Below are 14,957 nucleotides of genomic sequence, written 5' to 3'. Positions count from 1 at the left end.
TCCTTTAATCAAGATTAAGTTCTTCAAGCAAGGCTTGATTCTCTGCATCTTTTTTGTCTCTTAACTCATCATCACTGAGTTGAGTAACGCCATACGCATAGAGCTGTGCCGCATCTGTTTGGCTTAGTTCTACAACTTCATTCATTTGAAACTCCTTTTAAATTGGGATAATGAAGTGTAGCTATTTTTACAATCATAAGAAACTGCATAATTTTAAGGGAGAAAAAGATGTGTATAAAGCCTTAGCTAAGATTCTCATCTTCTTTATTTCTATTAAGCGGAGCAAAGACAATAGAGTGAGGGAGATTAAGGAAGTTTTTACAAAAATAGATTGTTTTAAAGCTTATGTGATTACTATTGTTGCTCCTGCCTTTAAATTCCATTCTTCTATCAAAAATGATAAGATCAAGATTAGAATCTAGCACATTGCTGTAATTATCATTAAGCAAATTAATCGGTAAAAGCATAGCGTAGGGTTTATTGAGTGTATTTAGTCTTTGTAAAATCTCTCTTTTCTTAGAAAATGGAGGGTTTGAGATAATGTAGTCATAAGATTCTTGTGGTTCATAATGAAAAAAGTCCTTTCCCTCATCTATATGAGAGAATATGACTTTATGATTATGTTCTGTTAAGATTCTTACAAATTCACTCCATTGCTTGTCAAAAGGACACCATATAGTGCTTTTTTCTTTGATATAAGGCAATAATGCCTTAACTGCATACGCAGGGGTGTAGTATTCATCATTCTTTTTGCTTAATCCTAAGTAGCAATTCATTGTATCTTTTCTCACTAAAATGTGGGGAAGCCAAACTCATCAAGTTTTGGTTGTTTTTCGCTTAATAGCACCGCATTTGCATTTTGATTGATTTGCTCTTGCAAAATTTGTGTTTTATCCTTGTATCTTTCATCATCAAGCTTGTTCTTACCTTGCATTGCCATTTTTTCTTGCTCCTCTGCTATAACATTTGCTGTCATTGCCATTGTTTCATTAAGAAAAGATATGTGAGTGGCAATTTCACGCAAATAATCAATCATAATAAATTCTCTATCGGCTTGGGATTGGGATTTATCGCCATTAGAGTTCTTTTTGGCTTTTTCTAACATCTCTTTTTCTTTATTCTTTACATAATCAAGGCTTAGTAAGATAGGATCACAACCGCCACTTTTTGTTTTTCTACAATATTCCACATTATGTTTTGAAGCTAGGCTTGGATCTGTTACTCCTAAAGATAGCTTCATTTGCTCCATTCTTATTTTAAGTGGGGCAAGTTTCTTTTCCATCTCTTGTTGATCTTTCTTATCTTGTGCTACGATTTGCTTAATTTTTTCTTGCTCTTGTCTCTTATACTCTTCAAAATCTCCATTTAAAAGAGATTCTTTCATTTTATTATCTATCTCTGCGGTTTTAATAGCATTTTCATAATTTTTTAATCTCTCACACATAAGCATTGCTAAAGGCAAACCTTTAATGCTGTTGTTAATTGAGGATATATCGTGTGCTGTAATATCTGTAAATTCTGTAAGCATTGCATTTATATCGGCTTGTAATGGTGTTTCTTCTCCTACCTTTGTGAGTTCTATTTTTGTGCTTTCAGGATCTATGCTTTCTAAATCTAAAAAGGGGCATTTTTCTTGTAAATTTCTTCTTCTAATGTTTTGACTTATATCCCAATCTTGAGCTGTTCTTTTTAACCGCTCTGCATTGTATTTAATAGATTCTATTGTGCTATTAAGATTTTCTATAACTTCCATAGGATTGGCAATTTTTAAACCATCTTTTTCCATAAGAGAATTTGCTTTGTTCATTACATCATTTATTGCATTAAGCTTATCCACTTGAGCCTGAGCTTTTTCTATCATTTCTACATATTTTTGATATTGAGTCACAAGCTGGGCTAAAAGCGAGGGGGATTCCACGATTGAAGCACCTAAACAATAAGCCCTCATAGGAAAAATGCTTAAGATGCAAATCATCAATAAACGCACCATAGCTATTGCTCCTTATTTGATTTGTGAGATAGTAGGGGGGATTTGTTTTTGGACTACTATCCCGCTGGGATTATAGCTATTTTGCTGATTTTATTGTTACACATCTTTTTTTGTGTAAAAAAGATGTGTATAAATTAGATTGCAAGAATTGAAGTTTTGTGTTTTTGTGATTCATCATACAATTCCGCAAAGTGTAAGATATTATCATTTGTGATTTGCACACTAATACCATCACAATCACTTTGTATATCCACAAACACTTTGCCTTGATGATGATAAGCCATAATATTGCGTTGCAATAAGAATGACACACATTTTTCTAAATCTTGTTGATTAACTTCCATCTGTTACTCCTTTTTTTTGTGAATCTGTCTTTTAAAGACAAGAGGCATTATAATACAAAGCAAAGCACACAAACCCCTAAAATACGCCATTCACAAGCATTAATTCCCTTAAATTAAAAACTTATTCTAAATCTTCAGGTGGAATATGAGCTGTTGCCCATTGTTTGTATTGAGATGTTTGCTTTCTGTATAGACTTGGTTTTATTGGGTTTTCTTCACTCCATAAGCCTTTAGATTCTAGCTTTGCTTTCAATTCTAAGTGCATATAAGCTAAAGAATATTCCTTATATGCCCACGCATAGCCTTGAGCTACTTGCATAGCATTAGCATCTTGATTATTACATTTTAATATGCCTACAATTCTCCCATATTTATCTTTGTCTTTTATTTGAAGTTGTATGTTGGATTGTATGGGGCAGAGCTTTTTGAGATTATTTCTAGATTCTACGCCAAATTTTTGTTTAAGTTCAGGGGCATCTATGCCATAAAGTCTTACTTTAAGCGTATTGCCATTATGTAAGAGTGTAGCCGTGTCCCCATCATAGATTTTAAGCACCTTTGCTTCTATACTTTCTCCGCTTAGATAAGCAAGATTATGGCCACTGAATTGACTAGCAATAATACCAAATGCTGTTAGGATTGATAAGATAAGAGTGATGTGTTTTTTAGGCATTGTTTTTCTCCTTGTGTTTATGTTACCTACGATGTTTTATGCTTTGAGATTTTTTATTGTGTTGTGAATTGTCTTTGATTTGACTATCCTCTTGTTTTTGCTGCTGTGAAGAGTTAGCCAAAGGGGATAGTATATTTTGATTATCTATGTAAGTTTGCAGGGCTTTTTGTTTATCAAGGTTTGTGTGGATTTTTTTATAGTGTTGGAGCTTATCTTGTAGCTCCAAAAACTGATTAGCTTCAGCGAGTGTGAATCCTGCTACTTCTTGAGTGATTGCCTGAAGTTCTGCACTTGTATTCGCAAGTTCTTGACTTCGTTCGTTAATTGTTTCGCTTCGTTCGTTAATCGCTCCTCCTCTTCTGCTTTCCGCTCCGAGTATTCTGCTGCCGCTTCCATTATATGTGGAGGTATCTCTGATTCTAGGAATGCTAATTGTTCGGGGTTGTGGCGGTTGTGGTAAAGCAGTTTGACTAGCATTTCCAATCCCTCCTCTGTGGGTATTGGAATGTGTGCGTTCTTGTGTGGCTGTTGTGTTTGCATTTGCATATTCATTGTTTTTCTCCTGTCTTTGTTGTGAAAGTTCAATCAATATTCTAACAAAATCATTGCCATCTTTGGCTGAATGATTTTGATTTTGTGAATCTTGTTGGTTTGTGTTTTGAGATGTTTTGTTTTCTTGCATTATCTACCTTTAGCCTTGCCTTGTGATTGAGATTGTGTAAGGGTATCTATCTTATTGTTAGTGATAGCATCTAGCTTTTTTGCATTCTCTGTTAAGAGATTTGGGGAATGCTCTTTTATCTTTTGGGCGATTTTTTGATTTACTCCCTCGCTCATACGCTTATCTAGGGCGTTGTCTGATTTTTCCATTTTGATAGCTGTCTTTACAAAATCATTGACTGCATTATTTGTTACATTTTCGCCTACACTTGCGGTAATGGCTGTTTCTAAGCCTTTGTCTAAAAGTTTATTATTGCTTAGATTATATTTTAAGCCTTGTTCTAACATATCTTTGTGTTCTTTGCTTAAGATTGAGGGTTTTTTATTTTGCAAGATAAGTAGAATCTTCATCTCATTTTCACTCATACCATTTTTGCAATACTCATAAAACTCTTTTTTAAAGTCTTCCTTGCTAATAGGCATATTAAGGTTTTCCATTTTCTTTTTATCAAACCAATCTATAAGGTCTGTGAAGTAAGTATTGGGGTTAAGTTTCTTGTCTTGCTCCATTGATCGTGCATTTGGATTTATTTCATTTTTGACTTCTTCCATAAAGCTATTAATAAAATTTTGTGAATCTTGACGTTTTGCTTTGGCTTGTGTAATATCAAAGGCGATATTTGGCTGCCATTGCTCTTTGTTTGGAGCTTTGTCATATTCTTGCTTTAATCCCTCTTGTTCTTCTTTGGGGAGAATAAATTCATTATCATATACTTTATACACTTCATCGCCTTGCTTAATGTTTTGCACAATACCCATTTCTTCAAATTCTTTATGATGAGATTCAGCAATATTCTCAATGGCATTTTGAATCTTATCTTCAAAGCTAAGATTTTGTGTATGTTCTAATGGCTGATGATTTTGCTCTATTGTGTCTGTGTTAGCTTCTTGGATTAATTCTTGGGCTTCTTGTGTTTGCGTAGGTTGATTTACTTCTTCTTTAATCTCCTGCGTGGAATCTTTAGCGATATTTTGAGATTCTTCTATGATTGTTTGCTGCATATCTGTAATAAATTCATCTGTTTGCTGTTGCTCTTTAGCATTTTGCTCACTTGGAGCTTCTAGCTGCTCTTCAAAATCACGCTTTTTAGCTTCTTCTATTTCCTCCATAAGTTTTTTAAGAAAAATATCCTTATCTTTTGGAGTTAAAAAGTGCATAAAACGCTTAAACTCATTAATCATTTCATCGCTTTGAATCTCATCAAGTGTAATTGCCATATTGTGTCCTTTTGTCAAAATATCGCAATTCTAAAACAAAACACAATCATAAGAAACTGCATAAATATAAGGGATAAAAAGATGTGTATAAAAGCGGAGTAAAAACAAGTAGAGCGTGAATCTAAGAAAACAAAAGAACAATTAAGAGAGTGTAAGCCCTGTATTATTTAGGGCTTAAGCTGTTGGAGTAAAAACATTATAAGGGTAGCATTTGCACTTGTTGAAATGAGAGCTGCCGATATACCAACGCCTACAATCCATTTAATCATACCTGATTTACATTCTGCCATTTCAAGTCTCAAATTTGGCTGTAAGAGTCTTTTCATTATCTATATCTTGCAGAATTTTAATTCCTTTAGTTTAGATTCTATCTATTATGGCAAATCTTTGCTTAATTTGCCAATTTTCCCTCATCATATAGCCTTGATATAGGTGTAAAATGTTATCTTTGCTAATCTCAAGGCTAAGGCTGCTTGTGTCATTCTCCACATCCACAAATACCTTTCCATTATGATGATAAGCCATAATATCGCATTGCAATAAAAATGCAACGCATTGTTTTAAATCTTGTTTTGTAACTTTCATTTGTGATTCCTTAAAACCAATCTATCCTTACATAACCATCTGCTTGTGTGTAGTGAGATGTTTTTGCAATATGGATTAAATCTTTAAGCATTTCTCTTTCATTCTCATTTGCTTTTGTGAGCTTATTTTCTACAAGGTTTAGCAAATCGTGTTGCACAATCTCTACAAATGGGCTTTCATCATTATGAAAATAATCAATCTCCATTTTTTCAAGCATTGATGTAAAATCATCAAGTGAGATATAAAACTCACTCCCATACTTAACGCTGTATTCTTTTGCTAAATGTGCCTTTATCATCTCAAATTCCTTTTAAAAACACTTAAAATATGGAAGTTGCGGAATACAATCCAAAACTTCTTTTTGATAAACAAAGCTTTTAAATTCCTTTGTTCTTTTTATCTTTTTTATAAGAAACTCATCTCTACATTCAAGTGACGCTAGAAAAGCCATCACTTGCCTTGCTATTAGCTCTTGATTCTTAGCTCTTGCTCTGTTTTTCTCATCTTTACTCTCCTTTTAGAGTATTTAACGCAAAGTCATCTACTAGCGACATTATCTTTTCAATCTCTTCCTTTTTCATAGCTCCTAGCTCATAAGTAAGCCTTATGAAAATCTCCATACGCAAAGGGTTGTAATGTTTTTGCTCACTCCCTCTTAAAAATTCCCTTTCCACATAGTCTATCTCTTCACCATCAAAAACCTTAGCTGATACTTCCACAAGCCCATCAAAGCCTTTGCCTAAATCCTTTGCGACCTTAAGTAAAGGTTCAATAGAATCTCTCCCACCATTCCAATGCTGGTAGATAGCCCTTGTTTTTTCATTATTTGTAATCACACAACGATTTCCCATCTCTGCTCCTTTTGTTTTTATGCGTGTATTATATTACAAAGCAAAGCCCACAAACCCATAAAATACGCCATTTAAACGCATTTTATCCCTTAAAAAATAAAAGCTTTTTTTCTATTTCAATAGATGAGATTTTCATAAGAATGAAGTTAAGCAGAGAGCTTCTTATATAAGATTCTAGAGTGATTTGATAGTTTTATGTTTTGGAATTTTATTAAAAATATCTTTTTTCTCTTGTGGAATAGGCATAAGATTATCAACCTTTCTAATCTTTTGAAGTATATCTGCCCTTTTTTGTGTATTTGTCTCTCTTTTGTATTTGACTATTTGTAAATCAATCCAATCGTGATAAGTTTGTTTATTAAGCTCTTTAAGGGAAGTGATATTTTGTAATTTTAAATCATCATTACAATCTTTGCTAAAAGGTGTGTAAGTGATAGGGAATTGCTTTTTTATCTCAAGTATGAAATTTGACATATTCTTACTTAAATCCCTGCCTTTTTCATCATTATCAAACCCAAGCATAATTTGAGCGTTATGGACTTGCTCTAGTAAGTGCTTTAAACTTTGTTTGATACCATCTCCAAAAGCCCCTGCGGTTGATAGGAGCAGTGTTTTATTTGCATTATAATCTTTGATTTGTGCAAGGGCAAGTGAATCAAATATAGATTCTGTAATGATGATATGCTTTATATCTTTAGAATCTTTAGCAATATTAAGTATCTCTATACCTTTGCTGCCATATTGAATGTTTTTAAGTGGCTTTTCAAGGGCATTACCCATTTTATCTTGTGTGATTGGCAATATCAAGCGTTTGGTGTAGCCACATATTGCTAACATTTCTTTTGTTTGTCCGTTTGTAAGCTCTTTCTCAATTTGTTGGAATTTATAATTTGGAATGATAAGGTTGTGATAAGAATCTTCTTTAATACAGCCTTGATATTTGGCAATAAAGTCTTTATCAAAGCCACGCATTACTAAAAGCTTGTTTTCTTTCACTTCAGCTGGAGCAAACTTTTTATATGCCTTAGCTGCATTCATCTCACTCATTTTGACTTGAGATTCTGAAAAGAAGTGATTGTATGTAGGGGCTGTTTTGATAGACTGATCAAAGTTTGCTACTAATTCTTTTATGTCTTTATTGTGGATTCTTGCAAAAGAGATGATATTACCCTTATCTAAAGGATCGTGAGGATTAAAATAAAGGTAATTCTCACCCTTTTTAGATACAACAAGCTTTAAATCACTTTCCTTATGGCATAGCATAGGATAGTTGATTGAGCTTTTGCTTCTATGAAGTGTAAATCCATTAGCTATAAGGATTTCGTGAAGTGGGAGCTTAGTTAAATCTTGGGCCATTATGTTTTCTTCTATATCTATTTTCTTTATGTGTCGCATTAAAGTTGTTAAGAATATAACGCAAAGTGCCTACAAGATAGCGATAATGGTAGTCTTGCTTATTCTTAGTCTTTTCTCTTTCAAGGATAGGAATAAGTTTATAAGCAAGGTAGGATAATTCACTTTGATTTTTAGTTCTTTTCATTTGGATTTCCTTTGTTTTCTTTCTTTGGCATTTTTGAAGCATTCTCGTCTATAAACTTCCTTGCAATGCGATAATCCTTTTCAAGCCCATCAGGCAATGGGATATTAAGGGTGGTGGATATGTCTTTACAAAATTTTATTTGCTTTTCACTTGGGGGATAGTCTTTTTTCTCTTTGGATTCTGCTTTTAGGGGCATAAAATTCATTTTTGAATGAATGGTTTTCATAAAATCAAGATACTTCTTTGAGCTATTTGCAATTTCATCAAGCTCATTTTCCATATCTCTTGTAAAGGCAATATCTAAAAGCCACGCATTATTATCCTTTGAAAAGAATTGAGTTACTGACATTCCTAGTGTTGTAGGAATAATCTCTCTTTTCTTATCCTTGCTGATTTCAATATATTCCTTATTAAGTAATAATGGTAAAAATGTCGCATAGGTGCTTGGTCTGCCTATGCCTGATTTTTCCATTACTTCTATGAAGTCTGCTTCTAAATAGCGTTTTGGAGCGGATTTCTTAATGCTTTTAATGCTTATATCTTGCAAAGCTATCATATCGCCTTGCTTGTAAGGGAATGAATGAAGAGATTCTTCACTCTCATCATTCTCACTATCCCCATTTTCATTGATAGCTTCATTTTTACCAAATACGCCCAAATAGCCTTCATCAATAAGTTTTTTGAAACTTGTTTTAAACATTTTCATCTTTACACGTAGTGTTACATTCATTGTTTCATAAATGGCAGGTTTAGATTGTGAAAGGATAGTGTTTTGAAAGATGAGCTTATAAAGGGCGATATGATTATCTTTTAGATTCTCCTTTTGACACAAGCTCTCACATTCTTCAAAGCGGTGGCAATGTGTGATTCTTATAGCTTCGTGTGCTTCTGCTTGAGAGTTTTTACCTGCTTTATACTCTGTGTATTGATATGTGTTAGGGTATATGCTTGCATAAAAGCTTTGCATTTCTTTTAAAAACTCAGGAGAGATGTATTCAGAATCTGTGCGGATATAAGTTATAAGTCCTGCTGCAAATAGCTCTTGGGCTAGATTTTGAATGTCTTTTGTGGGGAGAGATAGGGTTTTACTTGCAGCTTTAAGCAATTTACTTGTTGTAAAAGGTTTTGCAGGTTTGCTTGAAGTATTGTTTATTTCAATCTTATCAATCAAAACCTTATCCATAGAGGCAATTTCATCACACACATTTTGCGCCTCTTGTTGCGTTTGGAATCGTAGCTCTTTTAAATCATCGCTTATATGTTTAAAGCTAATAAGCTTATTATCAATATTAGCATTAGCTACAATACCAAATTCTTGTTTTTGCTCCTCACTTAAAGCAGCAAAGTCTTTAATCTCTTGTTCTCTTTTTGTGATAAGTCCAAGAGCAGGGGTTTGCACTCTACCAGCACTTAGCATTTTATTATATTGCAAGGATTTTGTAAGATATGGGCTTAAAAGGAAACCTATGAGTTGGTCAGACACCCTACGAGCAAGGAATGATTGATAATAATTAAAATTTGTATCTACAAATAATTTAGCATTCTCAAGCCCTTGCTTTATGCCACTTGGTGTGATATTGTGAAATTCTGCACGATAGATTTTACTTGCTACATTTTTGATTTTCTCAAAAAACATATAGCCTATGGCATATCCCTCTCTATCAGGGTCAGAGGCGATATACACTTCTTGTCCTTTAGCTTTTTGGATAGCATTCATTATGCGTTTCTTTTTAGATTCTGCATATTCAAAGTTTGGCTTATAGTCTTTGTCAATATCAAAGCTTTTTAAGTCCATAAAATGTCCTATGGTAGCTATGACTTCATAACCTGTGATTTTTTAATCTTTTCTACTTTGTTGGGTGATTCTATGATGATAAGAGGCATTGGCAATCCTTGTAAAGTAAAGTTTTACATATCTTAGCTATTTTTACAATCATAAGAAACTGCATAAATATAAGGGAGAAAAAGATGTGTATGAATAAGAGATGAGAATCATAAAAAAAACAATACAAACAAGCAAACAAGGGAATTTGAAGTTAAGAAAAGTGAGATATAATAGCGATAGGGGTTGCCTCAAGGGGCAAACACCCCCTTGAGTCGCAACCTACTTCTTTATAAAGGAGGTTGCTATGGATAAGATTTTCCTACAAATCTTAGTTGCCATTATACTACTATGTTTTATAGTAGTCAAGTGCTACTAAGATTTTAGATTATCCAATACTCACGCTTGACTAAGGGGCGTGAGTAAGTCTTATCCAGCCCCTACTTAGCTTTTTATTTTATAAGCTTCCAAACCTTAAAGATATAAAATTGCGATAATAATGTGAAGTAATGAGTAAAACCTACTATACAAGGTAGGTTACAATGCTTCAAAACAAAGAATACAAAATGGGATAACTTTTATCATAGGACTTTTACAAGGTGCATAAAAGTCAAAGATAAGTTTTAGCTTACACAATACTTTTGCTTTAAATTTTCAAATGTCATCTTTAAGTTTTTTTCTCTAAGTTGCGTAACCTCTAAGAGCAAGTTTTCTTTAATCTCAAAATGAAATTCATCTACGATATGTTTCCAAAAAAGATTACAAAGCATCTCATCTTGCATTTTTCTCTCTAATTTATTTGAAAAATAACCTGCTAAAAGACAAACACACAAGCATACCTTTTCACAATCATACCGCAAAAGAGTATGTGCTTGTTCTATGCTTTGGGCTAGGGCTGACTCTAATGAATCTAACTCGTGCTTTTGAAACTTCTTTAACATACAAGTTCTTTTGCTAAATTTTTAATATATTCTGCTGCCTCTTTTTTCTCCCCCTCGCATTTCTTTTTGTATTGCAAAATCTCATCTAATGTAATCTCACCTCGCCCATCATACTGCGAATCTCGCTTGTTTGTCCATATTTCATAAGAATGGCTTAAGTCCCTAAGATACCAAGTGTCTTTTTCACCATATCTTGCCCAAATCTCATCTACCACTTCTTGTGCTTCTTGTGGCAACTCTACAACTTGCGGGACACTTTTAATAATATAATATGGAATTTCAGCATATACATTCCACACCTCTCTTATCACTGGTCCGTGTTCCCACGCCTCTATTTTATCATCAAATAAGGGTTCGTTATGTCTGTATAAAAACTCCTCTTGTGCAAAAAAAAGGAGTTTTTGCAATTTTACCTTGTGCATACCCTCACCACTCTCTACTGCTTCTATGGGTATTTTATTTAAAAATGCTTCTGCTATCTGTTGTGCTTTCATTGTCTTGTTCTCCATTTGGCGATTATTCTATATTTTTTTTGTTTATGTGTCAATAAGTCCTAGTATTCTACTTTATGCAGAATTGCGATAGTATGTGAAACAATGAGTAAAACCTACCATACAAGGATAAGGTAGGTTACTTAGATTCTAAAATTTATAATTGTAAGCAAAGATAATTGAGCCTTTAGGTGTAGAGGCGTATTGAAATGTTGAAGTTCCGCTAGTTGAGCCATAATCAACATCTACCTTTCCGCCATCATCATATCCATAGCCCGAGCGATAGCGGTATTTTAACTCAAACTGATGATTGACATTATAGAAGTAGTGGATTCCTATACTTGAAGTCCAGCTAGATGAAGTATAACCTTTAAAGTTTATATCATTCCCATTTGATGTAATATTTTGCCCCATAAAACTTCCAAACTCATATCCTGTGCCTATATTTAGTCCAAAAGTGTGCATTTGACTTGCAATAAAGTCATAAAGATATTCTGCTTCAAGTCCATAATGGATAGCTTGTGAGTTTTGATTGCCTTTTTCATTGCCAAGCGATATTTTAGAATTATAATTTGCATAGCCTACATAACCTCTAAACTTGAATCCTGCATTATCCCAAGGATACCATTGATACCCAAAACCTAGATTGATAGGTAAGGCAAAGGTTGTGTTTGTTAGAAGTGGGAATGCAGGATTATTTGTTTGATTGACATAATTTGTAACACTAGGACTATATCCAAGCTCTGCTCCTACAAACCACCCTGTCAATTCACTTGCTAATCCATCTTGTGAGCTAGATGAGCTACCACTACCTTTTTTAAGATTTTGATTTTTCTTTTGTAATTCTAAAAGCTCATTTTCCTTTTTAAGCTTTGCAATTTCAGAATCTATATCATCTGCTATTGCTAAACTTGCTAAACTGTCTATAAGACTTAATGCCACTAACGCTTTTGAAACTTTCATTTTTTCTCCTTATGTCGTATTTTATGAAAGATTTAAGTATGGTGTTTTTTTTGACAAGCTTAAGCTGCAACCATTTTCCCTAAAGGAATTAAAAAGGATTTTTCACATCTTAGACTCCTTTGGTGTGGGATAGAATCTCAATAGAGATATAAAAAGTATTGCTCCTAAGCCCATAAAGCCAAAGAGCAATGTAGCAAGGTAGTAATGCCCTCTATGGATTATCTCTTCATTATGCAAAGTATGCGGATTGCCTACATACTTGCTTCTAAGAAATTTAAATAATTTGTGCATTCTTTGCCTTGATAATGTGTTGCATTGCAAAGTTTAAAGCCAAATGTGCCACTCTCTTGCATATTGTTTTGTATATAAGCAAGCATTGTTTTAGAATAATGAGATTGCAATTCTTGCTTATAGTCTTTGCTTACCCTTTCCGTGAATAGCATTCCCATACTTGCAAACATTATGGCAAAAAATACACTTCCACATTGCAATATGAAATCTAGCCTTTTTGTTTCTTTGCTGTTCTTATGTAAGTAGATCTTTTGATAAGAGATACATATAAACAATGCTAAAGCCACAAAGCTTAAAAACAGCCATTCTGTTTCGGTGATGTTTAAAAAGAAATATTTGATTGAATCCATTTTGTTTTCCTTACTTAATAGTTTTAGTTTATCTTCTTAATTTAGGTTTTGCCTTTGCTTTTTCTGCCTTGTTTGCATCCTTTGTCTCATTGCATTCTTCTAAACATAGAGAATCTAGCCATTGAGTGCTTTCATATTCTAGCTTACCATCTACAATCTGTCCTATTTTTCTTAGTTCCTTTGAGTTGTCATACAAGGAGATTTTATCGCATAATGGCAGAATCTGCTTAAGATTCTCAAATGAGGCAGTGTATCGCTTTTCAATCAGGGCTTCATCAATATTATGCCCTCCTTTTGCTACACGCATCTTCACTCGCTCTTTAGCAATATCCACACTATCTACGCCGACATAATAAAGGCAGATTCTAAAGCCTTGCTCTTTTAATCTCTCAAAAAGCCTTACAATACCTTTGCCACAAAGTGTGGTTTCTTGATTAAAGGATTCGTTATTGTCAATAAAGCTTTTTTGCAGTTTTAGGGCAATTCTTGCTGCTCTTGCTTGGTCTTTGCTATTACGCCAATCCCCAAAACTACTTACAATCTCATCAATATTAATCCTTTGTCCTAGTCGTTCGCCTTTTTCAACTTCATTCCAATACAATGTGCTTTTCCCTGCACCATTCACACCTGCAAAAATATACGCTGTTTTCATATGCTCCCTTTTTTATTCAAATAATACATTTTAAATAGGCTTTTTCTCCTTAAAAGCCTATTTAAACGCCCCATTTTCAATGTTCATTTAGATTAACAACTCCGCATTCTCGTGGATATTACCTATTATTTCAACATAACCCTCTTGTAAAATCTCTATAAGGCTACAACAAGGGGATAAATCAAGTTTTAGCAATATCCAGCTCCTAGATTCATCACAAATACTTACGACATACCTATCCCTTGACTATCTAGCAAAATATCATTCTCATAAATCCTTTTACCTTTTTTATCACAAAAGCTACTCCATAGCTCAATCTCACAATCACTAGGACACATAGGTTCGCCATCATAGTATGCGTGTAGCACACTTTCAGTCTCTCCATTGTCTTGTTGTGGATTAGAAAAGCCTATGTTTAGTTTCCAATCCTTACTCGCATAAGTGAGCGTTTCTTCTCCCTTGTCCCAAATCCTAAAATCAAAGTCTTGTAGTTTCATTGTTGCTCCTTTAAAAAATTAATCAATCCCCATACCTTTTCCACCGCTTCTTCCTTGCTTTCAACCCATAAAGCAATACAAGGCTCACAAAAGCTTGAGGCATAATCTAGCATTAATCCATCATCTGTAATGCCTAAAATCTCTCCTTGTGTTACTTCTAGGAAGTATCGCTTTTTATCTTGGTGCATTGCTTCTGTAATATCAAATCTCAAAGAGCCACATAAAGCTTCAGCAATTTGCACTCTATCACTTGTTTCTAAGCCTTTATTTAGCTTCTCTAAGAGAGCTTTTGTTGTTTCATTCATTTTTTACCTCCATAATTTTTTAGAATCCATTCTTTGAGATTCAAACTAGAAACCAACCTTTCAAATACTTCTCTTGCATAGTCTTGATTCTTCCAAGAGTGCAAAATTGAGATTGTCTCTAGAATCTTGCTTGAATTTCTACGAGACAAAGTATCTTCCAACTCATCAAGGATAGAGGGATTTCTTTCCGCTCTATCTGCAATTTCACTTAATAAATCACGAGTTTGCAAATCTCCCAAATCAATTTCAGCTTCCACCCATACATTTTTTGACATTTTTATCTCCTATTCTTAGCCCTTATTGCCCTAACAGAGCAAAAGGGTTGTTATAAGCTATTGACAAACCATTACTTGCCACAAACGCTTCATCTATAAGCATATCACTCACACCTTTAAATTCAGCCTTTGCCTCGCTCTTATCCTTAATCCAACCCCTGCCTTTACCCACAGCGATATTAAATTTAGCAAATTTACTTAACATTGCTTTACTCCTTTTGTTTTTATGCATGTATTATATTACAAAGCAAAGCCCACAAACCCCTAAAATACGGCATTAATACGCATTTTATCCCTTAAAAAATAAAACATTTATCTTGTGTGGATTTTAGGTTTTTTGTTTGGCTTTTTGTCTTGTTGTGGAGTGTTATTTTGGGTGTGTGATTCTTGGGGAGAGATTTTTGTAGATTCAAGGCTTTGGGATTCTTTGTAAGCCCTTATGCCTTGTT

At 33.9% G+C, this 14,957-nt stretch carries 24 protein-coding genes; all 24 read right to left on the bottom strand.

Going from position 1 to position 14,957, the window contains the following annotated elements; translation table 11 throughout:
- Positions 1–4 precede the first annotated feature (4 nt).
- The 24 genes from HCN_RS11700 to HCN_RS09630 all read right to left on the bottom strand — a co-directional run bounded on the left by HCN_RS11700 (position 5) and on the right by HCN_RS09630 (position 14,713).
- Positions 5–145, bottom strand: coding sequence for a hypothetical protein (locus HCN_RS11700; RefSeq protein ID WP_014667392.1), 141 nt, complete (start codon positions 143–145; stop codon positions 5–7).
- Positions 146–242: 97 nt separating this feature from the next.
- Positions 243–776 (bottom strand): hypothetical protein, encoded by a 534-nt coding sequence (locus tag HCN_RS09735; RefSeq protein WP_014667391.1) that lies wholly within the window; start codon positions 774–776, stop codon positions 243–245.
- Positions 777–790: 14 nt separating this feature from the next.
- Positions 791–1,948, bottom strand: a complete 1,158-nt coding sequence (locus HCN_RS09730) for a hypothetical protein (RefSeq protein ID WP_231997562.1) — start codon at positions 1,946–1,948, stop codon at positions 791–793.
- Between the two features lie 176 nt (positions 1,949–2,124).
- Positions 2,125–2,334 carry a hypothetical protein gene (locus HCN_RS09725; protein WP_014667389.1) on the bottom strand — a complete coding sequence of 70 codons (210 nt, stop codon included), beginning with the start codon at positions 2,332–2,334 and terminating at the stop codon, positions 2,125–2,127.
- A 121-nt stretch (positions 2,335–2,455) separates the two neighbouring features.
- Entirely contained in the window at positions 2,456–3,007 is a 552-nt protein-coding gene (locus tag HCN_RS09720) for a thermonuclease family protein (RefSeq protein WP_014667388.1), read from the bottom strand.
- 22 nt (positions 3,008–3,029) lie between these two features.
- Complete coding sequence (locus HCN_RS09715) at positions 3,030–3,689, bottom strand: hypothetical protein (protein WP_014667387.1); 660 nt, start codon at positions 3,687–3,689, stop codon at positions 3,030–3,032.
- Complete coding sequence (locus HCN_RS09710; RefSeq protein WP_014667386.1) at positions 3,689–4,945, bottom strand: hypothetical protein; 1,257 nt, start codon at positions 4,943–4,945, stop codon at positions 3,689–3,691. Before HCN_RS09710 ends, HCN_RS09715 begins: the two co-directional genes overlap by 1 nt.
- A gap of 167 nt (positions 4,946–5,112) precedes the next feature.
- The gene (locus tag HCN_RS11130; RefSeq protein ID WP_231997561.1) at positions 5,113–5,271 is read right to left on the bottom strand and encodes a hypothetical protein; all 159 of its coding nucleotides are present in this window, start codon (positions 5,269–5,271) and stop codon (positions 5,113–5,115) included.
- Between the two features lie 34 nt (positions 5,272–5,305).
- On the bottom strand, positions 5,306–5,530 hold the full coding sequence (locus tag HCN_RS09705) for a hypothetical protein (RefSeq protein WP_014667385.1): 225 nt from the start codon (positions 5,528–5,530) through the stop codon (positions 5,306–5,308).
- 10 nt (positions 5,531–5,540) lie between these two features.
- Positions 5,541–5,828: a hypothetical protein gene (locus tag HCN_RS09700; RefSeq protein WP_014667384.1), complete on the bottom strand. Its 288-nt coding sequence runs from the start codon at positions 5,826–5,828 to the stop codon at positions 5,541–5,543.
- 208 nt (positions 5,829–6,036) lie between these two features.
- Entirely contained in the window at positions 6,037–6,381 is a 345-nt protein-coding gene (locus HCN_RS09695) for a hypothetical protein (protein ID WP_014667383.1), read from the bottom strand.
- Between the two features lie 174 nt (positions 6,382–6,555).
- A complete protein-coding gene (locus HCN_RS09690) occupies positions 6,556–7,737 on the bottom strand; it encodes a toprim domain-containing protein (protein ID WP_014667382.1) in 1,182 nt (393 codons plus the stop codon).
- Positions 7,718–7,921: a hypothetical protein gene (locus HCN_RS09685; RefSeq protein WP_002955724.1), complete on the bottom strand. Its 204-nt coding sequence runs from the start codon at positions 7,919–7,921 to the stop codon at positions 7,718–7,720. Before HCN_RS09685 ends, HCN_RS09690 begins: the two co-directional genes overlap by 20 nt.
- Entirely contained in the window at positions 7,908–9,716 is a 1,809-nt protein-coding gene (locus HCN_RS09680; RefSeq protein ID WP_014667381.1) for a type IA DNA topoisomerase, read from the bottom strand. The genes HCN_RS09685 and HCN_RS09680 overlap by 14 nt, the downstream gene beginning before the upstream one ends.
- Before the next feature lie 650 nt (positions 9,717–10,366).
- On the bottom strand, positions 10,367–10,684 hold the full coding sequence (locus HCN_RS09675) for a hypothetical protein (RefSeq protein ID WP_014667380.1): 318 nt from the start codon (positions 10,682–10,684) through the stop codon (positions 10,367–10,369).
- Positions 10,678–11,178, bottom strand: coding sequence for a Panacea domain-containing protein (locus HCN_RS10785; protein ID WP_014667379.1), 501 nt, complete (start codon positions 11,176–11,178; stop codon positions 10,678–10,680). The genes HCN_RS09675 and HCN_RS10785 overlap by 7 nt, the downstream gene beginning before the upstream one ends.
- A gap of 147 nt (positions 11,179–11,325) precedes the next feature.
- Positions 11,326–12,138: an outer membrane beta-barrel protein gene (locus HCN_RS12225; RefSeq protein ID WP_014667255.1), complete on the bottom strand. Its 813-nt coding sequence runs from the start codon at positions 12,136–12,138 to the stop codon at positions 11,326–11,328.
- Between the two features lie 102 nt (positions 12,139–12,240).
- A complete protein-coding gene (locus HCN_RS11355; protein WP_133246290.1) occupies positions 12,241–12,429 on the bottom strand; it encodes a hypothetical protein in 189 nt (62 codons plus the stop codon).
- A complete protein-coding gene (locus HCN_RS09655) occupies positions 12,390–12,779 on the bottom strand; it encodes a hypothetical protein (protein WP_014667378.1) in 390 nt (129 codons plus the stop codon). Before HCN_RS09655 ends, HCN_RS11355 begins: the two co-directional genes overlap by 40 nt.
- A gap of 28 nt (positions 12,780–12,807) precedes the next feature.
- Positions 12,808–13,431 carry a zeta toxin family protein gene (locus tag HCN_RS09650; RefSeq protein WP_014667377.1) on the bottom strand — a complete coding sequence of 208 codons (624 nt, stop codon included), beginning with the start codon at positions 13,429–13,431 and terminating at the stop codon, positions 12,808–12,810.
- A gap of 224 nt (positions 13,432–13,655) precedes the next feature.
- Positions 13,656–13,928 carry a hypothetical protein gene (locus HCN_RS09645; RefSeq protein ID WP_014667376.1) on the bottom strand — a complete coding sequence of 91 codons (273 nt, stop codon included), beginning with the start codon at positions 13,926–13,928 and terminating at the stop codon, positions 13,656–13,658.
- The gene (locus tag HCN_RS09640) at positions 13,925–14,233 is read right to left on the bottom strand and encodes a hypothetical protein (RefSeq protein ID WP_014667375.1); all 309 of its coding nucleotides are present in this window, start codon (positions 14,231–14,233) and stop codon (positions 13,925–13,927) included. Before HCN_RS09640 ends, HCN_RS09645 begins: the two co-directional genes overlap by 4 nt.
- On the bottom strand, positions 14,230–14,508 hold the full coding sequence (locus HCN_RS09635) for a hypothetical protein (protein ID WP_014667374.1): 279 nt from the start codon (positions 14,506–14,508) through the stop codon (positions 14,230–14,232). Before HCN_RS09635 ends, HCN_RS09640 begins: the two co-directional genes overlap by 4 nt.
- A 22-nt stretch (positions 14,509–14,530) precedes the next feature.
- A complete protein-coding gene (locus HCN_RS09630) occupies positions 14,531–14,713 on the bottom strand; it encodes a hypothetical protein (protein ID WP_014667373.1) in 183 nt (60 codons plus the stop codon).
- Positions 14,714–14,957 lie beyond the last annotated feature (244 nt).

The organism is Helicobacter cinaedi PAGU611, from assembly GCF_000284635.1.
Classification (GTDB): Bacteria; Campylobacterota; Campylobacteria; order Campylobacterales; family Helicobacteraceae; genus Helicobacter_C; species Helicobacter_C cinaedi.
The sequence above is the reverse complement of the archived record's forward strand: the minus strand, read 5'-3'. Positions and strand labels throughout refer to the sequence as shown.